Source organism: Kribbella pratensis (assembly GCF_004365355.1).
Classification (GTDB): domain Bacteria; phylum Actinomycetota; class Actinomycetes; order Propionibacteriales; family Kribbellaceae; genus Kribbella.
The window spans coordinates 3,019,910-3,039,841 of the sequence record NZ_SODP01000001.1; the positions used below are offsets into that span (position 1 = coordinate 3,019,910).

The following is a 19,932-nucleotide window of genomic DNA, read 5'->3' on the forward strand; positions in this document are numbered from 1 at the left end:
TCATAGTGTTGGTATCTCCAGGTCCTGCAAGTAGGGGTTGGTCGCCTTCTCCCGGCCGATCGTGGTCTGGCCACCATGACCCGGCAGGACGACGATCTCGTCGCGCATCGGCAGGATCTTGGTGGCCAACGTATGCAGCATCGCCGGATGATCGCCGCCAGGCAGATCCGTCCGGCCGATCGACCCGGCGAACAACACGTCACCGGAGAACAGCACCGCGGGCACCTCTTCCGGCCCGTCGTACGGCGTGGTGAACGTGACCGACCCCCGCGTGTGGCCCGGGGTGTGGTCGACGGTGAAGGTGAGGCCGGCCAGCTCCAGGCTCAGACCGTCCTTGAGCTCGGCGACATCGTCCGGCTCGGCGAACTCGTGCTTGCCGCCGAGCAGCATCCGCGCCGTCTCCGGGCTGATCCCGGCCATCGGGTCGGCGAGCAGGTGCCGGTCGTCCGGGTGGATCCAGGCGGTCGCGTCGTATGTCCCACAGACCGGGAGTACGGAGAACATGTGGTCGATGTGACCGTGTGTGAGCAGCACGGCGACGGGCTTGAGCTTGTTCTCCTCGACCACCTGCTCGACGCCGGCGGTCGCGTCCATGCCCGGATCGACAACGATGCATTCCGCGCCCTGGCCGGTGGCGACGACGTAGCAGTTCGTACCCCACGCACCCGCGGGGAACCCGGCGATGAGCACGACGCACCTTCCTGGAACGGTTTCCGGACTCACCAAGGTTACCCGGGCGGATCGCCGTACTTCGCACCGGATTGTGACGCAACACCGTTGCGCGTGAGCTGGGAGTTTGTGATTGTTCAGGGATAAGCGTCGAGAAGGCAGCTCGACGCGCCCGGGCAGGCCCTTGTTCGCACGGTTGGACCGGGGACTGACCAGAATGGGCACGAGCGCAGTGCATACCGCCGGAAGGGGCGAGTTGTGGCCGGAGAGAACTGGGGCCGGGTAGCCGAGGACGGAACTGTCTTCGTACGTACGAAGGACGGTGAACGCGCGGTCGGTCAGTGGCCGGACGCCAACCCTGAGGAAGCGCTCGCGTTCTACACCCGCCGGTACGACGCGCTCGCGTTCGAGGTCGAACTGCTGGAGCAGCGGGTCCAGGCGGGCACAGTGTCACCGGACGACGCCCGGGCCGCGGTGAAGAAGGTCACCGGCTCGATCGAGGAGGCACAGGCGGTCGGCGACCTCGACGGGCTGCGCGCCCGGCTCGACGCGCTCACCCCGCTCGTCGCGCAGCAGCGTGAACGCCGCAAGGCCGAACGCGCCGCGAAGGTCGAGGAAGCGCGGTCCGCCAAGACCAAGATCGCCACCGAGGCCGAGACGATCGCCGCCGGCACCGATTGGCGCCACGGCGTCACCCGCCTGCGCGAGCTGCTGGACGAGTGGAAGGCACTCCCCCGGCTCGACAAGTCGTCGGACGACGAGTTGTGGCACCGATTCTCGTCCGCGCGTACGACGTACACGCGGCATCGCAAGCAGCACTTCGCCGAGCTGTCCTCCAAGCGCGAAGAGGCCGCGGTCGTGAAGGAGCGGCTCGCTGCCGAGGCGGAGTCGCTCGCGGCCTCGACCGACTGGGGTCCGACGTCCGGCCGGTTCCGCGACCTGATGCGGCAGTGGAAGGCCGCGGGCCCCGCGCCGCGCGAGGTGGACGACAAGCTGTGGGCGCGCTTCCGGGCCGCGCAGGACCTGTTCTTCGGCGCACGGGACGCCGTACAGGCCGAGGAGAACGCCGAACAGGTCGAGAACCTCGCGGCCAAGGAAGCGCTCCTCGTCGAGATCGAGACGATCGTGCCGGTCACCGACGCTCGCACCGCCCGCGAGCAGCTCCGCGAGTACCTGGACCGCTGGGACCAGATCGGCAAGGTCCCGCGCGACTCGATGCGCGCGATCGACGGCCGGCTGCGCGCGGTCGAGCAGGCCGTGAAGGCGGCCGAGGACGAGGTCTGGAACCGCTCGAACCCCGAGGCCCGAGCCCGCGCCGAGGCGACGGTCAAGCAGCTCCAATCCCTGATCGCCGACCTGGAGAAGCAGGCCGCCAAGTTCGAGTCCCAGGGCAACACCCGCAAGGCCACCGAGGCCCGCGAAGCCATAGCCGCCCGCCGCGAATGGCTAACCCAAGCCCAAAACGCCCTCACCGACTTCAGCTAAACCAGCTGAGATCATCTGACGGCGGGTGGCCGAGCCTCCCGTCGGCTCGTGATGTGCGGATGTCCACGCCATCACCATCGCGCGGTCGGCGCGGCCGCGGGCGGTGCGTGGCCGCGCTCTGCACGTTGTGATGGCCTGGCGATCCGGGCAACCCGAGCAGGGGCCTGTGGACAACTTTGAGCATGCGGGCGGAGAATCCGGCATTCTGCTGGGATGTTCGAGTACGACCAGCCGTACTACTTCGCCGGCCTGCCGTTCACGGCTCGGCAGGTGCCGCGCAAGCTTGCGTGGCTGTTGGCGCGAGGCGAGATTCGTCAGTTTCTCAAGGGTGTCTATGTCGACGTCCGGATGCCCGACTCACCCGCGCTACGAGCTGACGCGCTGCGCCTGGTCGTGCCGGCGGATGCCGTGGTGTGTGGGCGAGCGGCCGCCTGGCTCCACGGCATCGCGACAACCGCGCTCGGACCTGTGGACCTGGTGCAAGCCCAATGGACTCGGGACGTTCCCGACGCGGACGTGGTCGAGCTCGATGGCCTGAGGGTCACCAGCCCCGCGTCCACTGCACTCGCACTCGCGATGACGCTGCCGCGGCCGTTCGCCCTTTCCGCCGTGGACGCCATCCTCCGCTCGGGTAAGGCAGATCTGTGGGCGCTCCGCGCCGCGTCGGCTGCCTGCGAGGGCCGCCGCGGATACAGCCAGAGCCAAGACATCCTCCGCCACGCGGACCGGCGGGCCGAATCCCCCGCGGAATCCTGGCTCCGCCTCCGCCTGCTCGACGCCGGCTTCGGCCGGCCTGACCTGCAGATCCGCGTCGACGGCCCGAGCCGGCTCTACCGGCTCGACGTCGGCTACCCAGACCGCCCGATCGACGGCCGCAAGCTCGGCCTGGAATACGACAGCGACCAGTGGCACTCATCGACCAGACAACAGTCACGCGACGAGACCCGGCGTGCGGAACTGGATGGGTTGGGGTGGCACATCATCTCGGTGCGGCGGACGGATTTGTGGGGGTCTTATCCGGCGCTGGAGCTTGCCGTTGGTGGGTTTCTCTGTCAGGAGCCTCGGTTGCCGCGGCGGTGGTGAGTCAGGAGAGGGTCCAGTTGGTGTCTGCGGCCCAGTGTTCGGCGGAGAGCATGAGGATTTCGGTGGCGGGGGCTTTGATTTGGCCGTAGTCGGCGAGGGCGTGGACCGATTGGGACAGGCGTTGTTTGAAGGCGCCCCAGGAAGCGCGGGCCTTGGCGTCGGCGCGGAGGTAGTCGCGGAAGAGTAAGGCGTAGCGGGTGTTGGGCCCGGTGGTCAGGCGGATGTGGACGTTGGTGGCGCGCTCACCGATGGGTGGGGCGAAGACGAGCTTGTCGCAGCGTTGGCCGCTGGAGATTTCTACGCGGTTCCAGGGTTCCGGGCGGCAGCGGAAGCCGGCGTTCTCGAGGAGTTCGACGAGGTCCGGGGAGAGGGCGTCGACCCGGATCTGGGCGTCGATGCAGTCCTTCGCGGCCAGACCGGGGACTGAAGTGGAGCCGACATGGTCGATGACAACGGCCCGATCCCCCACCGCCGCGCGCAGTCTGTCGGCGAGGTGCGTGAACTCAGCCGGCCAGTCAGGCTGATAGTCGACGACTGTGACGCCGCGGCCAACTTCATCCGGGAAGGGCATTGGGTCATGATCGCAAGCGCCCGGTTCGTCGTACCGAGGGACTGGCTGATACGGCGAACCGGGCGGGCGAGGGTCAGTCGTTGTAGGTCATTTTGCGCCTCACTGTGAGTAGGAGTCCGAGCATGAGTACGCCGGACGCCGCGACGCCGGGGACGAGGTAGGCGGAGTGGGAAGTTGGCGCCTTGACTACTGCCGCTGTGTCGTAGCCTCCTGCCATGCCGGATTCGTTGTAGGTGCTGCCGGGAAGCTTGTCGGCGTAGCGCTGGGAGACGAGCTTCTGGTACGCCGTGACGGCGATCGGCTTGGAGCCGATCGACTTCACAGCGGACGGGTTGAGCGGCCGGACCTGGTCGGCGGTCAGGGCATACCAGGCGCCGATCTGGGGTTCTGTGAAGAGCAGAGCACCGCCGGCGGCAGTCGCCATCCGGGCCTCGGTGTTGCCGGAGGCCACATTCACCGGCTGCCAGACGCCGCGCGAGTCCGGAGCGGTGAAGACGGTCAATGCCTGTCCGCCCTTGCTGGCACCGGTTGCGGCGTACCAGAAGGTGGCGACCGGCGCGGACGCGTCGCGGACGAAGGCCGGATTGAGTGCGTAGACAGCGTGACTGTCCGAGCCGACGCTCGCCGCAGCCTTGCCGGCAGCACCCGGGACCTTCGCGAGCAGCTGGACAGCGGACGACGAGTGAGCAGCGTTAGTTGCCTTGGACAACTCATTCGGGGCGATCGGCTGAGGTGCGGCGGCACTGGCCGGGGCGGCGAAGGCGAGTCCGAAGCCGAGGCCGGCCGCGAGTACGGCGGCACAGCGAAGCAGACGGCGCATGTCAGGCTCCGATCCGGTACAGGGAGTGGGTCCACGTGAACTGCGAGTTGGACCGGTACCAGCTGTACGTCGAGTAGTTGTAGCGCGGGTCGTCCGGCCACGGGTTGTAGTACTCGAGCGTCGAGTCGGACGCGTCGTACCCGATGATGTCCATCATGTGACCGCCGCCCGAGGTCCACCCGATCCGCGTCATCACCGGGCGGCCGGCGGCGATCTCGGTGACGAGCGTGTTGAAGCTGAGCGTGCCGGAGATGTAGCTGCCGGCGCTGATCCCGATCGTGCGGAACGCCTGCTGGTCGTTGGCCAGCGTCGCCTGGTTGTTGGGACAGGTCGCATTTGCGTTGTTGCCGAAGGCCAGGTTGCAGAACTGGTTCTGCGAGTACGAGCGGCCGTAGAACGCGGCGATGCTGTTGCCGCTCGCGGCCCAGCACCAGTTCGACTTCTGCTGGGCCTGGCCGGAGACGTTCAGGTAGTAGCTGCTGGGCGCGGCCGAGGCGGGCGGCGCGAGCGGGGCCAGTGTCGCGAGCCCGAGGATCGTGGCCAAGAGCAACGACCAGGAGCGGCTGGGGCGGAGCCTGCGCATGGGTCCTCCTTCGAACGGAGTTGGGCGGAGACCATCGTCGGGACACCGGGACGGCGCGACAAGTCGTCGGATCCCGCCGTACGACGGGTTGTGAACGCGCCTGCGCCGTGAACAGCGGGTGACGAACCGCTGTCGGACCGTGCTGTGAATGTTTACACTGCTCCGAAGGAGCGTGGGCCCATGGTCAAATCGGTCGAAGCGTCGGTCCCTGCGGTGACGCCGGAGGCGTCGTTCGCGGACGCGCTGCGGCAGGCGATCTCGCGCCGCGGGCTGGCGCTTAACCGGATCAGGACCCATCTCGCCGACCGTGGACTGCATGTCGGCGTCGCGACCCTCAGCACGTGGCAGAGCGGCCGACGGATCCCGCGCGAAGACTCACTGGCCGTCATCACGGCCCTCGAGGAGCTTCTGCAGGTGCCGGCCGGGTGGTTGACCGTCCGGATCCCGCCGGCGCGCGAGCCGGGCACCTCGCCCCAGCCGTACGCCGTTGTCGACTACGCCGAGGCGCTCACCCGGCTGCTCGATCGGCTCCGCCGGGATGCCCACGGGCGGCTTCGCAATGTGACGGTGCTCGAGGAGGTCAGGATCGGCGCCGACCGCAGTGCCCAGCGCCGGAGCGTGATCCAGAGCGTGGTCGCCGTACAGCCGGTGGATCGGTTGATCATCGCGCACCAGGGCGAGACGGGCTGCGACGCGGAGCAGGTCACGCTCCGCGCACTGAGCGGCTGCCGGACCGGCCGGATTGCCCGCTCCCCCGAGGCCGGAGCGCTGCTCGGCGAGTTGCTGCTCGATCGGGTGCTCGCCGTCGGGGAGACCGCCGTCGTGCACTACGAGATCGATGACCCGAGCGGTTTGCCGACAACGGACTACCAGCGCTTCAGCGAGTGGGGCGGGATGCACTACGTGCTCGAGGTCCAGTTCGACCGCGCCGCGTTGCCGGTCCGCGTCCACGAGCTGCGCCGCCGCCACACCTCAGGTCCGAACTTGGTGCAGCGCGAGCTGATGCTGACGCCCGACGGCCGGGTCCACGTGATCGAACCGTCCGCGGACCCTGGGACGGTCGGCATCGCGTGGGAGTGGGATTAGCTCCGGAAGCCTGCGTGCACGTGGTCGTGGTGTGTCTGGTCGGAGAAGTACGCCGTACCCGAGAGCTGGAACGGACCGCCGACGTTGTACGAGCCGGCTGACGCAGCGGCATGCATGTACGACGTGATGAGCGAGCGCGACGTATCCGGTGAGACCACCGCGTGGCCGTTGATCTGCCAGGTGTCGAACGCGCGGCCGCGGGGGTGGTCGCTCGGACGGTCGGTGCCGAAGACATCGAGCGGGTGGCCGGAGCGGATGACGCTCACGCCGATCCGGTAGGTCTTCGCGAGCTCGAGCATCGCATTCAGCACGCTGTCATGGACCTGGCCCGACCTGATGTCCGCGGCAGATGCCGGCGGCAACGAGATCTGCTCGTCCGCCAGCACCTTCCGCGCGGCGGCCGACAGGGTCGCAGCTGGTGCACCGGGCTGAGCCGGATGGGTCGCCGTGACGCGCCAGGTGGCCTGCGACGACTTGCTCAGCCGTACGTCGACTGTCGAACCACCGCTGATCACCCGATTCCCCCGGATCGAGTACACCCGGCACGGCACGAGCACGCTGGCCGAAGAACTCAGGATCCCGCCGTACTGCGCATCGATCACGTCGATCGCCACCGGCGTATCGGTCGGCTGCAGCAGCTTCATCACCGCCGCGACCGCCAGCCGCTTCACCTGCGGCTGGATCTCCCCCGGGCCTGGCACCCAAGCCCGCACAGCAGGAAGGGTGACCGCAGGCGTGGGAGTCGGGGTCGTCGCCGGCGGCGAACCAGGCGTCACCGATGGAGTCGGTGGAGAACTCGGCGGAGAACTCGGCGTAGGGCCAGGCGTGGAGCTGGCCGTCGGGCTGGGCGTGCGGCTGGACGGAGAGCTCGGCGACGGCTGGTCCTGGGCCGACGAATCGCTGCACCCCGCCAACACCCCGGCACCCGCAACCAGGAACGCCCGCCGGCCGAGACCACTCATAGTCGCAGTGTCCCCGGCCCCACAAACCGAACTACTGCGTCACCCGGTACACATCGAAGACGCCCTCGACCGAGCGAACCGCCTTGAGCACGTGGCCCAGATGAGTCGGGTCGCCCATTTCGAAGGTGAAACGGGACTTGGCGATGCGGTCCCGGGTTGTCGTCAGCGCTGCGGACAGGATGTTCACGTGATAGTCCGAAAGCACGCGGGTGATGTCTGACAGCAACCGCGCCCGGTCGAGCGCCTCGACCTGGATGGCGACCAGGAAGACGGACTGGGCGGTCGGCGCCCACTCCACCTCGACGATGCGCTCCGGCTGGGTCTTCAGGTTCTCCACGTTGGCGCAGTCGGCGCGGTGCACCGAGACGCCCGCCCCGCGCGTGATCCAGCCGATGATCTCGTCGCCCGGAACCGGCGTACAGCACCGAGCCAGCTTCGACAGCACGTCCGTCGCACCCTTGACGATGACGCCGGCATCGCCCCGGGCCGTGCGCTTGCGGCGCTCACGACTCGCGGGCAGGCGCACGCCCTCGGACAGGTCCTCGGCGGCACCCTCCTCGCCGCCGTACGTCTCGATGAGACGCCGTACGACGGCCTGCGCGCTGACGTGCTGCTCGCCGACAGCGGCGTACAGACCCGTGACGTCCGGATACCGCAGCGAGTTGGCGACCGCGGTGAGAGTCTCGTGCGACAGCAGACGCTGCAGCGGCAGGCCCTCCTTGCGGAGCTGCTTCGCGATCGCGTCCTTGCCGTGCTCGATCGCCTCGTCGCGGCGCTCCTTGGAGAACCAGTGCTTGATCTTGTTCCGCGCGCGAGGGCTCTTGACGAACGTCAGCCAGTCGCGTGACGGACCCGCGCCCTGCGCCTTCGAGGTGAAGACCTCGACGACGTCACCGTTCTCGAGCGTGCTCTCCAGCGGCACCAAGCGCCCGTTGACGCGGGCGCCGATACAGCGGTGACCGACCTCGGTGTGGATCGCGTACGCGAAGTCGACCGGCGACGAACCGGTCGGCAGCGACATCACATCGCCGCGCGGCGTGAAGACGTAGACCTCGGAGTTGTTGATCTCGAACCGCAGCGAGTCGAGGAACTCCGACGGGTCGGACGTCTCCCGCTGCCAGTCGACGAGCTGCCGCACCCAGGGCATGTCGTTCGGACCGCCGACGTCGGTGGTCGGCGTGGCGGGCGCGACGGAGCTCGGGTCTTCCTTGTACTTCCAGTGCGCGGCGATGCCGTACTCCGCGCGGCGGTGCATCGCGAACGACCGGATCTGCAGCTCCACCGGCTTGCCCTGCGGGCCGATCACCGTCGTGTGCAGCGACTGGTACATGTTGAACTTCGGCATCGCGATGTAGTCCTTGAACCGGCCGGGGACCGGATTCCACCGCGCGTGCAGGATGCCCAGCGCCGCATAACAGTCGCGGACCGACTCGACCAGGACCCGGATGCCGACCAGGTCGTAGATGTCACCGAACTCGCGCCCGCGGACGATCATCTTCTGGTAGATCGAGTAGTAGTGCTTCGGCCGGCCGGTGACCGTCGCCTTCACCTTCGCGGCCCGCAGGTCCTCGTGGACCTGGTCGATCACCGAGGCCAGATACTCGTCCCGGGACGGCGCGCGCTCCGCGACCAGCCGCACGATCTCGTCGTACACCTTCGGGTGCAGGGTCGAGAACGCAAGGTCCTCGAGCTCCCACTTGATCGTGTTCATACCGAGCCGGTGGGCCAGCGGGGCGTAGATCTCCAGCGTCTCGCGGGCGATCCGCTCCTGCTTCTCCTGCCGCAGGAACCCGAGCGTGCGCATGTTGTGCAGCCGGTCGGCGAGCTTGATCACCAGGACCCGGATGTCCTTCGACATCGCGACGACCATCTTGCGGATCGTCTCGGCCTGCGCGGACTCGCCGTACTTGACCTTGTCCAGCTTGGTCACGCCGTCGACGAGCATCGCGATCTCTTCGCCGAAGTCGCGGGTCAGCTCGTCGACCGTGTACGGCGTGTCCTCGACGGTGTCGTGCAGCACGGCGGCGCACAGCGTCGGCGCGGTCATACCGAGCTCGGCGAGGATCGTGGCGACGGCGAGCGGATGCGTGATGTACGCGTCGCCGCTCTTGCGCAACTGACCGGTGTGGTACTTCTCCGCGGTCCGGTACGCACGCTCGATCAGCCCGAGGTCAGCCTTGGGGTGCGTCGCGCGGACGACCCGGAACAGCGGCTCGAGCATCGGCGCACGGTTCGGGTGCCGGGTGCCGCCGAGGCGGGCGAGCCGGGCCCGGACCCGGGCCGGCGCGATCCGCGGCGGCTGGACCGGCGGCTGAGCAGCCTGGGCAGCCTGGGCAGGCGGTTGGGACGCAGGCGTCGGCGAGACCGGGCGCACCGGTGACGGCGCGCGCGGGGGCTCTTGCGGTACGGCGTTCGGCACCGCAGATGTCATCGCCGGGTCTTCGCCCACGTTTGTGTCCCTCCGCCGACAGACCACCAGTCTAGAGGCCGTTGACCAACCAGGCAGACCCGCCTGTGGACAACACGCCGGGTCAGCGCCCGACCGCGGAGAGTTTGCCCGAATTCAGACCGCCGACCGTCCCCGTCTGGTGGGTACACCCACCCGCGAGTGGGTTGGCCAACCGCATTCCGGTTGGCCAACCCACGGTCTGGTGGGTGTACCCACCAAACCGTGGAGGTTTCAGACAGTGAGGAGGGACGTGAGGGTTTCGCCTTCGAGGCGTTTGCGGCCCGGGAGGAACGAGAGCTCGAGCAGGACCGCGGTACCGGCGACCTCGGCCCCGCAGCGGCGGATCAGCCGCAGACAGGCCTCGACGGTGCCGCCGGTGGCGAGGACGTCGTCGATGACCAGGACCCGGTCCCCCGGAGCGAACGCGTCCTGGTGCACCTCGATGGTCGCCTCGCCGTACTCCAACGCGTACGACTCCTCGTACGTCGCCGCCGGCAGCTTTCCCTTCTTGCGCACCGGCACGAACCCGGCGCCGAGGGCGAGCGCGACCGGGGCGGCCAGGATGAACCCGCGCGCCTCGATCCCGACCACCTTGTCGACCACCGGGTTCCCGTCGTCGTCGGTCCCGGCCGCCGCCAGCGCCTCCACCACCTGCGTGAAGCCGGTGTGATCGGCCAGCAGCGGGGTGATGTCCTTGAACACCACCCCCGGCTGCGGGTAGTCCGGAATATCGCGAATGCCGTCGGCGAGGACCTGCTCGAGCGACCGCATCACTTACCGCGCTTGGACCGCGGCTTGCGCGTCGGCTGCGGACGCCCGGCCGCCGTCGCCTTCATCGGCCGGGTCGACGGCGTCGGCGCCGTACCGGTGGCCCGATCCGCCTTCCGCGGCGAGTCCGGTCGCGGCGAGTCCGGTCGCGGTGAGTCCTGGCGCGGCGTGTCCTGTACGGCGGTCCGTGCGGCGGCGCCAGCCGTGGCCACCGCGACCGGCTCCGCGGTCGCAGCAGCGGCCGCCTGAGCCCTCTTCGCCATCACACGCTTGTTCAGCGCCTTCATGCCCGGCTCGCGCTCCTTGAAGGTCGCGAGCAGCGACGGGGCGATGAAGATCGACGAGTACGCACCGACGGCGATACCGACGAAGAGCGCCAGCGACAGGTCCTTCAGCGGGCCGGTGCCGAGCACGACCGTGCCGACGACCAGGATCGCGCCGACCGGGAGCAGAGCGGTGACCGTGGTGTTGATCGACCGGACCACGGTCTGGTTGACCGCGAGGTTGGTCGCGTCGGAGTACGTCAACCGGTTCGAACCGGTGATGCCCCGGGTGTTCTCCCGGACCTTGTCGAACACCACGACGGTGTCGTACAGCGAGTAGCCGAGGATCGTCAGTACGCCGATCACGGTCGCCGGCGTCACGTCGAAGCCGACCAGTGCGTACACACCGACGGTGATCGTGACGTCGTGGATCAGGGCGATGATTGCGGCCATGGAGGCCTTGGCTTCTCGGAAGTAGAGCCAGATCACCGCGAACACCGCGACCAGGAAGACGATCAGCGCCAGGATCGCCTTGTCGGCGATCTGCCTACCCCAGGACGCGCCGATCTGCTGCGACGTGACCTGCTCGGCAGGAATGCCGGCTTCCTTGGCGATCGCTGCCCGCACGTTGCCGACGTCGGCCTGCGCCAGCGGCTTGGTCTGGACCCGGACCTTGTTGCCGTTGATCGTGGTGACGACCGGGTCGCCGAGGCCCTTGGCGTTGGTCGCCTTCACGGCGTTGGTGAAGTCGTCCACCGTGCTGTCAGTGACCTTGACGGCGGCGTCGTACTCGACGCCACCCCGGAACTCGATGCCGAGCGCCAGGCCGCGGGCGAACAGGCCGGCCAGCGAGATGATGACCAGGACTGCTGAGAGGCTGAACCAGAACTTGCGGTGGCCGATGAAGTCGTAGGAGACCTCACCGCGGTGCAGCTTCGCACCGATCTGTCCGAGCTTCGACATCAGACCTGCCCTCCCAGCGGCTTGCGCGTCGACGGCGTCTTCCGCGGCCGGGCTGCCGGTTTCGTCTGTCCGGGTAGTCGTTCGACGCCGAGATGCTCAGGATCCAGGCCGGACAGCTTGTGCCCGTGGCCGAAGAAGTCGGTGCGGGCCAGCAGCGTGACCACCGGCTTGGTGAACAGGAAGACCACGACCAGGTCGATCAACGTGGTCAGGCCGAGGGTGAACGCGAAGCCGCGGACGCTGCCGATCGCCAGCACGTACAGCACGATCGCGGCGAGCAGCGAGATCGAGTCGGCGGCGATGATCGTGTGCTTGGCGCGGGCCCAGCCGGTCTCGACCGAGGAGCGCAGGCTACGGCCTTCACGCACCTCGTCCCGGAGTCGTTCGAAGTAGATGATGAACGAGTCCGCGGTGATACCGACCGCGACGATCAAACCGGCGATACCGGCCAGCGTCAGCGTGAAGCCGATCGCCTTGCCGAGCAGGATCACCAGAGATCCGGTCAGGATGCCGGCCACGAGGAGTGACAGCACCACGACGATGCCGAGACCGCGGTAGTACAGGAAGCAGAAGATCACGACCAGGGCGAGGCCGATGATGCCGGCCCAGATGCCCGCGGAGAGCTGGTCCCCGCCGAGCTGCGGCGACACGGTCTCGACCGAGGAGATGTCGAACTTGACCGGCAGCGAGCCGTACTTCAGCACGTTCGCCAGGTCGCGGGCCTCGGCCTCGGTGAAGGTACCGGTGATCTGCGCCTGACCGCCCGGGATCGGGTTGTCGACGCTCGGCGTCGAGATGGTCTTGCCGTCCAGCACGATCGCGAACAGGTTCTGACCCTGGCCCCGCTGGGAGATGTTCTGGGTGGCCTTGAGGAACTTCTCGCCGCCGGCCGAGGTGAACTTCAGGTTGACCTGCCACTGCAGACCGTTCTGCGGGATGCCCGCGCTGGCGTCCGACAGGTCGGTACCCGCCAGGATCGCCGGACCGAGCAGGTACTTGTACTGCCCGTTCTGGTCGCAGGAGAAGATCGCCGTCTTCGGGTCGTCGAGCTGCTTGTCACCGCACTTGAACGTCGCGAACGCCGCCTGCGTGGCCGCATCCGGCGTGTAGTTCAGCGGGTCGCCCGTTGCGGTGGCCGGCGTCGACGGGGTCGCAGCCGGAGTGCTCGGCTTCGGCGTCGTGCTCGCCTTCGGGGTGGGCGTCGGCGTCGCATCGGCGAGCGCGCTGGTCCAGGCCCGGCCCTTCGGAGTACTGCTCGTGGTCGGCTTGACCGTGGCGCTCGGCTTCACGGTCGCGCTCGGCTTCGGCGTCGTACTCGGCTTCGGCGTCGTGCTGGCGCCCGGAGTCGGGGTCGGTGCGGGCGCCGGCGCGGTCGCCTGCGCACCCAGCACGATCCGGAAGTACAGCAAGGCGGTCTGACCGACCTGCGACACCAGGGATTCCTTCGTGGCGCCCGGGACGGCCACGTTGATGTGGTTCGACCCGGAGGTGGTGATGTCGGCCTCGGCCACACCGGCGCCGTTGACGCGCTGGCCGATGATGTTCTTCGCCTCGTTCAACTGGTCGGCAGTCACCTTGCCCTTACCGTCGAACGTGCTGGCGGTCAGCGTGATGGTGGTGCCACCGCGCAGGTCCAGTCCCAGCTTGGGCTTCCAGGTCTTGGTCAGCGCCATGATGCCGAGCAGCAGGACCATGATCACCAGCAAGGCGATCAGGTTCCGCCCGGGGCGGGATGTCGACGAACTCGTTGCCACGTCAGATTCAACCTTCGTACTTCTGGGCGCGCCGCACCGTCAGGTGGACGCCGAACGCCGCGCCGCAGGCTGGTGGGACGGAATTCAGTTCTCGGTGTGCGTCGGCGGCAGCTTCGGCGCGTCCTGGACCTTGCCGTCGGCCTTGTCACGGCCCGTGTCCGGAACGTCGACCTTCGACTCGTCGGTCGAGACCACAGTGGTGGAATCGGTCGAGTCAGCGGCAACAGTGGAGTCGGCGGACTCGTCCGCGGTGACGGTGGCCTCGTCGGCGGCGTCCTCTTCCGGGACGACCCGGCCGATCGCGGCCTTCACGACCTGAACCAGCACGCCCTCGGAGATCTCCAGCGTCACGTACTCGTCGTCGGTCTCTTCGACGATGCCGACCAGGCCGCTGGTGGTGATCACCTTGCTACCCGGGGCGAGCGCGGCCACGGTGTCAGCCTGGCGCTGGCGCTGCTTCTTCTGCGTGCGGCTCATGAACCAGATCATTCCGACGATCAGGATCAGCGGTAGCAGCAGCGTGATGCCGCCGCCCCCGGAGGAGGCCATCGGTACGGCGAGGAGTTGCATCGGGTCTCAGAATCCTTTGTCGATCGGAAATACGGGCGTCCGGCACGCTCTGCTCGAAGCGCGCAGGTCGCAGCGGAATAACCTGGAGGTCAGGCCACCGGGGAGTCTAACCCTGAGCGGCAACAAGTACCTCATGACACCGGGTCACGTTTGCGTTACTCGCTCCTGCAGTAACTACGCTCCGGCGTCCGCGGACGTTCCCCGACGTCCGCTGTTCAGTTGGGTCGAGCTCCTTCAGTCTTCGTCGGTGTCGAAGAGCGTGTCGGCGAACGTCGCGCCCTTCGGGACCTTCAGCCCGATATGCCGCCAGGCCGCGGGGGTGGCGACACGACCACGCGGCGTACGGGCCAAGTAGCCCGACCGGACCAGGAACGGTTCGGCCACTTCTTCAACAGTCTCACGTTCTTCGCCCACCGCAACCGCCAGCGTGGAGAGACCGACCGGTCCGCCCCCGAAACGGCGGCACAACGCGTCCAGAACGGACCTGTCGAGCCGGTCGAGACCCATCTTGTCCACCTCGTACAGCTCGAGGGCCGACTTGGCGAGCGCGAGGGTGATGATGCCGTCCGCCCGCACCTCTGCGTAGTCGCGGACCCGGCGGAGCAGCCGGTTCGCGATACGCGGCGTACCGCGTGAGCGCGAGGCGATCTCTGCCGCGCCCTCCGGGGTGATGTCGACCTCGAGCAAGGCTGCCGAGCGGTTGACGATCTTCTCCAGTTCGGCGGACTCGTAGAACTCCAGGTGACCGGTGAACCCGAACCGGTCACGAAGCGGCCCCGGCAGCAGACCGGCCCGCGTGGTCGCCCCGACCAGCGTGAACGGCGGGATCTCGAGCGGGATCGCGGTCGCGCCGGGCCCCTTGCCGACGATCACGTCGACGCGGAAGTCCTCCATCGCCATGTACAGCAGCTCTTCGGCCGGCCGCGACATCCGGTGGATCTCGTCGAGGAACAGTACTTCGCCCTCGCTCAGCCCGGACAGGATCGCGGCGAGGTCGCCGGCGTGCTGGATCGCCGGCCCGCTCGTCACACGCAGCGGCGCGGACAGCTCACTCGCGATGATCATGGCCAACGTGGTCTTGCCGAGGCCGGGCGGACCGGACAGCAACACGTGGTCCGGCGCGCGATTGCGCCCGCGGGCGGCGTGCAGCACCAGCTCGAGCTGCTCACTGACCCGGCGCTGACCGCCGAACTCGGCCAGCGTGCGGGGCCGGAGCGCGGACTCGATCTTGCGTTCCTCGAGATCCACCGCGTCGGCGGACACCAGCGGCCGGACGTTGTCTTCCATCGCCTACGCCCTCTCAGGCCTTCGAGAGCACGCGCAACGCGGCACGCAGCAGGTCGGGAACGGCCGGACTCGGGCTGTCGGCGGCGAGCGGCGACACTGCGGTGACCGCGTCCTCGGCGTCGCGGGCCGAGTAGCCCAGACCGACCAGACCGGCCGCCACCTGCTCCCGCCACGCCTCCTGCGTCTGCAGGGGCCGCCCGGTCACCGTCTTCGACGGCGCACCGATCTTGTCCTTGAGCTCCAGCACGATCCGCTGGGCGCCCTTTTTCCCGATGCCCGGCACCTTCACCAGTACGACGAGATCCTCGGTCGCGACCGCCTGCCGCAACTGGTCGGGGCTGAGCACCGCGAGCGCCGCCTGGGCCAGCTTCGGGCCGACCCCGGACGCGGTCTGCAGCAGCTCGAACAGGTTCTTCGCATCGTCGTCGGCGAACCCGTACAACGTCAGCGAGTCCTCGCGAACCACCATCGACGTGGAGATCCGGGCCTCTTGACCCGGCCGGAGACCGGCCAGCGTGCCCGGGTCGCAGTACACCTGCAGGCCCACTCCCCCGACCTCGACCACGGCGCTGTCCACTCCGATGGCCGCCACCGGTCCACGCACAAAGGCGATCATCGCCAACCTCCCGTTTCCGTGCTCACCGCTTGCCCTGCTGAGCCGCCACCGCGGCCCGCAATCTTGCCACCTGCAGCCGGGACTGCGCCTGCGCCAGAGCCTCGAGGTTCGACCGGCTGGAGGCCGCCTCCTGCAGCTTGCTCGCCACGCCACCACGCCAGACCTGACAGATCGCCAACGCCAGCGCGTCCGCGGCGTCGGCGGGTGTCGGACGCTCGCTCAGCTTGAGGATGCGGGTGACCATCGTGGTCACCTGCTCCTTGTCCGCCCGGCCCGATCCGGTGACCGCGGCTTTCACCTCGCTCGGCGTGTGCAGCGCGACGGGCAGTCCGCGACGCGCCGCGACGACCATCGCCACTCCCGAGGCCTGCGCCGTCCCCATCACGGTCCGGACGTTGTGCTGCGCGAACACTCGCTCGACGGCGACCGCGTCCGGCTGGTGCTTGGCGATCCACTCCTCCAACTCCGCCTCGATCCGGACGAGCCGCTTTGACACGTCCAGGTCGGCCGGCGTGCGGATCACTCCGACGGCGACCAGTGCAGGGGGCTTCCCCGGCGTGCCCTCGACGACGCCGAGGCCGCACCGGGTCAGTCCCGGGTCGACGCCGAGCACCCGCATGGACCACCTCCGAACGTTTGTTCGATAACCCTAGACGGCGGTCTCGCGACTGACGAAATCGACGCGCCGAACTCAGAAGTAGTCGAGCATGTACGGCGTCGGTCCGCTGAAGACCGCATCCAGCCCGGCGTCCGTTGCCGGCGCTCCCCCGGTGACCAGTCCGGCTCCGCGCAGGGCCGCAAGCGGCGTACCGGCATACAGCGCAGCTAGTCCACGCGGGCCGCAGCGGAGGGCGTCGGTCGGGCTGTCCGTGGGTGTGAGGCTGCCCGATCCGTCAGCGACCGACAGGTGCCAGTCGCCCGTGTTCGCAGGCAGCTCGGGGTCGTCGATCCGCAGGTCGGCCTCGAGTACGACGCCTTCCGGGAAGCCTCGCGATGCAATGGCGGCTGGAGCGTCGATGAGGCGGAGCATCCAGCGGTTGATCCGCGTGTCGCCGGCCGCCTCGTGCTCGGCGAGCAGATGGATCGGGTCGAACGGCGGGCAGTACGCCTGCACCGACTTCGCGATCGACGCGCCCGAGCCGACGGTCGCCCACAGGGCCCGTGCGGTCTCCTCGGAGCCGGCCATGAGCTCGTCGACAGCCAGGTCGCCGTCGGACCAGTTGTAGACCACGAAGCCGTCGTCGGCGACGTACGCGAAGTTGTTCTCGTCTTCCAGCCAGGACTCGACCTCAGTGCGCGGCCAGATCAGCGGACCGCTCGAACGCCTTACCGCGTGATTCTTCCCGGCGAGCTCCAGGAACAGATCCGCGTCGGCCGGGCCCGCCTTCCGCACCGCCGTACCCTTGCCGCCCAGCGTCCGGAGATCAGCGGCCTGGAACGAGAACTTGTACCTGTTACCCGCGAACTCATACCCCAGGTGCCGGTAGAGAACAGTCGTCGCGGGATACAGCGCCGTCAGCGGGTATCCCTTGTCGGCGCATCGCTGCAGCACCGCACGCATCATCAGGCTGCCGACACCACGACCGCGGTACTCCGGGGCGACGACTACGCCGGCCACTCCGCCCATCGGGACCCGACGCCCACCCCACCACTGCTCGAACGGCCAGATCCGCGCCGCGGCGACAAGCTGGTCACCATCGACGACACCGAGGAACCGGCCGTCCATGAAGGTGAGCGCATTCTTCTTCCACTCGTCCCGGTCCCCTCCAGGCCCGAACGACCGAATCCGCACCTCCCAGACCGCATCGAGCTGTTCCTCGACAACATCCACCACCCGCAACTCGGTCACCCGCCGACCCTACGTCCCACGCGCCGATCGATGCGGCCCCATTTCCCACCTGTTGCCGACGTGTTCAGACCTATTTCCCGCTCGCCACCCGGTCCGCGGACGTCTTCTTGTCGGTGACCCAGAGGTGGATGACGCCCTCGACGACGACTGTGCCGTCGTCGCGAGTCGCCTTCACCCGCACGGGCACATCGGGCCCCGAGGTCCAGCTGTCCGGATCGGTCTCGGCCGAACAGACCAGGTCGGACGTCGCCTTGGCGAGGTACGAAACCTCCATCCCCTTGGGCAACCACCGCTTCCCCGTCGGCACCGTTGCCTCCGCCAACGCCCCCATCGCGGCCTCCAACCCGTTGCACACGGCAATCGCATGCACGGTCCCGATGTGGTTCAGCACCGCCCGTCGCTTCGGCAACCGCAACGCCGCAAAGTCCCGCTCCACCTGCAAGAACCGAGGTCGCACCGACCGGAAATAAGGCGCCTTCCAGGTAAACCCCCAGGAAAACAGAACCTCCCCACCCGGCACCCCACGCAACCGCTCCCACAACCCCAACACCTGACTCGCCATACCCGCATGTTACCCACGAGTCACATGCGCGTGAAGAGATCCTCGCGGCTAGGGAACGGGGAAGTTCCTTGGCGGGCCCTCGCCGGTGGCCCCGTCGACGGCTTCGCGGAGGAAGTCGGCGTGGCCGGTGTGGCGGGCGTATTCCTCGATGAGGTCGCTGATGAGGCGGCGCAGGCTCATTCCGCCTGCGGGGGCGTGGTCGAGGCCCGACTCGGCGAGAATGGCGGCGAGGGTGTCGCGCGAGCGGTGTACCGCGCGGACCCACAGATCGCGGAGCGCCTCAGGATCGTCGTCCTTGGCTGATTCCCAAGCCCACGTGTCCCAGGTGGTTTCGTGGTCGATGTCGCGGAACTCGGGCAGCAGAGGCGCGCCGGTCAGGTCGCTCTGGAACTTCATCTCCTCACACAGCGCCAAGTGCTTGAGAAGTCCGCCGAGAGTGATCGCGGACGGACCGAGGCGCAACTGAAGGCCGTCCGAGTCCACATCCCAGCACTTCCAGGCGAACGTACGTCGGTTGCGCTCCAAGGTGATGAGTGCGGTCTGGAGTTCATCGCCGTGCAGGAAGATGGTGAGATCCCATTCCGGAGGACGTCCGGGCGTGAACCCGGGCGCGCTCGTCAACGCTGAAGGCCGAGCGGTGTGCGTGTCCATGCTGGCAGCGTAGAACCGCAACCGGACGATCTACTTCCGGAATTCGATTGATGCCGGAACGCCGCTTTGAGCAACTTTTCCGGTCCGCTGCGCATCTTCCTGATATCCGTGCCGTCGTTGGGGGGAGAGCAGGATGCTGAGGAATCGATCGGCTGTGGGCGCAATCGCGCTGATGGCGTTCGTCGCGGGATGCGGCGGGCCCAAGGCCGCGAGTGACGATGCCGTGGAGACCACACCGACACCTACGCCAGTAGCCACCACCCCCACAGCGACACCATCAGACACACCGACAGCAGTCCTGGAGAAGCCGTCCATCGCGCCGCCGGCGGCGAGCAGTATCGCCGGCCTGTCGGCAGCCAAGATCCTCACCAAGACGCAGGCCGCCGCGAAGGCCGCCACCAGCGTCCGGATGAAGGGCGCTGTCTCCGACGGCAAAGAGCGGATGGTTCTCGACGTGCGGGTCACCAAGAACGGTGGCCACGGGTCGATCACCACCAGCGACGGCGGTATGTCGGTCATGGTGATCGGCAAGACGGCGTACCTGAAGATGAGCAACAAGTTCTGGCGGTCGCAGACCAAGTCCAAGGCCGAGGCGGACGCCATCGTCGGTCTGATCGCCGGCCGCTGGATCCGGACGACGATGAGCGACAAGGACCTCGGCAACTTCGCGCTGTTCGCCAGCAAGGCCGAATTCTTCGACACGCTGTTCGAGCCCAGCGGCTCGGTCAGGAAGACCGCACCCAAGACCGTCGACGGCGTCCCCGCGATCGGCCTCGGGGACGGTGACGGCACGCTCTGGGTCGACACCGCGACCGCACGCCCGGTCCGGCTGGAGTCCGGCGCCGACGCGCTGAGCTTCAGCCAGTACAACCAGGTCACAACGCCGAAGGCCCCTCCGTCGAGTCAGGTGATCGACGGAAAGGCCCTCGGGATGTGACCGG

20 protein-coding genes are annotated in these 19,932 nt (G+C 68.2%); 4 read left to right on the forward strand and 16 right to left on the reverse strand.

The features are described from left to right. Window positions 1-690: an MBL fold metallo-hydrolase gene (locus EV653_RS14275; RefSeq protein ID WP_134102752.1), complete on the reverse strand. Its 690-nt coding sequence runs from the start codon at window positions 688-690 to the stop codon at window positions 1-3. Window positions 691-927: 237 nt separating this feature from the next. On the opposite strand from EV653_RS14275, the gene EV653_RS14280 reads away from it, so the two are divergent. Then, complete coding sequence (locus tag EV653_RS14280; protein WP_134102755.1) at window positions 928-2,154, forward strand: DUF349 domain-containing protein; 1,227 nt, start codon at window positions 928-930, stop codon at window positions 2,152-2,154. Window positions 2,155-2,367: 213 nt separating this feature from the next. After that, complete coding sequence (locus EV653_RS14285; RefSeq protein ID WP_134102758.1) at window positions 2,368-3,237, forward strand: hypothetical protein; 870 nt, start codon at window positions 2,368-2,370, stop codon at window positions 3,235-3,237. Between the two features lies 1 nt (window position 3,238). Here EV653_RS14285 and EV653_RS14290 read toward each other — a convergent pair whose 3' ends face one another. From EV653_RS14290 to EV653_RS14300, 3 genes are all read right to left on the reverse strand, one after another. Then, complete coding sequence (locus tag EV653_RS14290) at window positions 3,239-3,808, reverse strand: GrpB family protein (protein WP_134102761.1); 570 nt, start codon at window positions 3,806-3,808, stop codon at window positions 3,239-3,241. A 73-nt stretch (window positions 3,809-3,881) separates the two neighbouring features. Next, the gene (locus tag EV653_RS14295; RefSeq protein WP_134102764.1) at window positions 3,882-4,628 is read right to left on the reverse strand and encodes a hypothetical protein; all 747 of its coding nucleotides are present in this window, start codon (window positions 4,626-4,628) and stop codon (window positions 3,882-3,884) included. A gap of 1 nt (window position 4,629) precedes the next feature. After that, a complete protein-coding gene (locus EV653_RS14300) occupies window positions 4,630-5,211 on the reverse strand; it encodes a papain-like cysteine protease family protein (protein ID WP_134102767.1) in 582 nt (193 codons plus the stop codon). A 180-nt stretch (window positions 5,212-5,391) separates the two neighbouring features. On the opposite strand from EV653_RS14300, the gene EV653_RS14305 reads away from it, so the two are divergent. Then, window positions 5,392-6,297: a hypothetical protein gene (locus EV653_RS14305; protein WP_134102770.1), complete on the forward strand. Its 906-nt coding sequence runs from the start codon at window positions 5,392-5,394 to the stop codon at window positions 6,295-6,297. On the opposite strand, the gene EV653_RS14310 is transcribed toward EV653_RS14305, so the two are convergent. From EV653_RS14310 to EV653_RS14365, 12 genes are all read right to left on the reverse strand, one after another. Next, the gene (locus tag EV653_RS14310) at window positions 6,294-7,010 is read right to left on the reverse strand and encodes a hypothetical protein (RefSeq protein ID WP_238159729.1); all 717 of its coding nucleotides are present in this window, start codon (window positions 7,008-7,010) and stop codon (window positions 6,294-6,296) included. The genes EV653_RS14305 and EV653_RS14310 overlap by 4 nt on opposite strands. 280 nt (window positions 7,011-7,290) lie before the next feature. Beyond that, window positions 7,291-9,480, reverse strand: a complete 2,190-nt coding sequence (locus EV653_RS14315) for a RelA/SpoT family protein (protein WP_134104255.1) — start codon at window positions 9,478-9,480, stop codon at window positions 7,291-7,293. Window positions 9,481-9,939: 459 nt separating this feature from the next. Then, the gene (locus tag EV653_RS14320) at window positions 9,940-10,479 is read right to left on the reverse strand and encodes an adenine phosphoribosyltransferase (protein ID WP_134102773.1); all 540 of its coding nucleotides are present in this window, start codon (window positions 10,477-10,479) and stop codon (window positions 9,940-9,942) included. Then, complete coding sequence (gene secF, locus EV653_RS14325; RefSeq protein WP_134102776.1) at window positions 10,479-11,702, reverse strand: protein translocase subunit SecF; 1,224 nt, start codon at window positions 11,700-11,702, stop codon at window positions 10,479-10,481. The genes EV653_RS14320 and secF overlap by 1 nt, the downstream gene beginning before the upstream one ends. Further along, window positions 11,702-13,456: a protein translocase subunit SecD gene (secD, locus tag EV653_RS14330; RefSeq protein WP_370357800.1), complete on the reverse strand. Its 1,755-nt coding sequence runs from the start codon at window positions 13,454-13,456 to the stop codon at window positions 11,702-11,704. The genes secF and secD overlap by 1 nt, the downstream gene beginning before the upstream one ends. A gap of 84 nt (window positions 13,457-13,540) precedes the next feature. Continuing rightward, window positions 13,541-14,026 carry a preprotein translocase subunit YajC gene (yajC, locus tag EV653_RS14335; RefSeq protein WP_134102779.1) on the reverse strand — a complete coding sequence of 162 codons (486 nt, stop codon included), beginning with the start codon at window positions 14,024-14,026 and terminating at the stop codon, window positions 13,541-13,543. Window positions 14,027-14,260: 234 nt separating this feature from the next. Next, the gene (gene ruvB / locus EV653_RS14340) at window positions 14,261-15,313 is read right to left on the reverse strand and encodes a Holliday junction branch migration DNA helicase RuvB (protein WP_134102782.1); all 1,053 of its coding nucleotides are present in this window, start codon (window positions 15,311-15,313) and stop codon (window positions 14,261-14,263) included. Between the two features lie 13 nt (window positions 15,314-15,326). Further along, window positions 15,327-15,929, reverse strand: coding sequence for a Holliday junction branch migration protein RuvA (gene ruvA / locus EV653_RS14345; RefSeq protein ID WP_134102785.1), 603 nt, complete (start codon window positions 15,927-15,929; stop codon window positions 15,327-15,329). A gap of 22 nt (window positions 15,930-15,951) precedes the next feature. Then, window positions 15,952-16,548, reverse strand: a complete 597-nt coding sequence (gene ruvC, locus EV653_RS14350) for a crossover junction endodeoxyribonuclease RuvC (protein ID WP_134102788.1) — start codon at window positions 16,546-16,548, stop codon at window positions 15,952-15,954. Between the two features lie 72 nt (window positions 16,549-16,620). After that, entirely contained in the window at window positions 16,621-17,778 is a 1,158-nt protein-coding gene (locus EV653_RS14355) for a GNAT family N-acetyltransferase (RefSeq protein WP_134102792.1), read from the reverse strand. Window positions 17,779-17,848: 70 nt separating this feature from the next. After that, window positions 17,849-18,340, reverse strand: a complete 492-nt coding sequence (locus tag EV653_RS14360) for a hotdog fold domain-containing protein (protein WP_134102795.1) — start codon at window positions 18,338-18,340, stop codon at window positions 17,849-17,851. A 48-nt stretch (window positions 18,341-18,388) separates the two neighbouring features. Next, window positions 18,389-18,991: a mycothiol transferase gene (locus tag EV653_RS14365; protein ID WP_134102799.1), complete on the reverse strand. Its 603-nt coding sequence runs from the start codon at window positions 18,989-18,991 to the stop codon at window positions 18,389-18,391. A gap of 133 nt (window positions 18,992-19,124) precedes the next feature. Here EV653_RS14365 and EV653_RS14370 point away from each other — a divergent pair, with 133 nt between their 5' ends. Then, entirely contained in the window at window positions 19,125-19,928 is an 804-nt protein-coding gene (locus tag EV653_RS14370) for a hypothetical protein (protein WP_134102802.1), read from the forward strand. Window positions 19,929-19,932 lie beyond the last annotated feature (4 nt).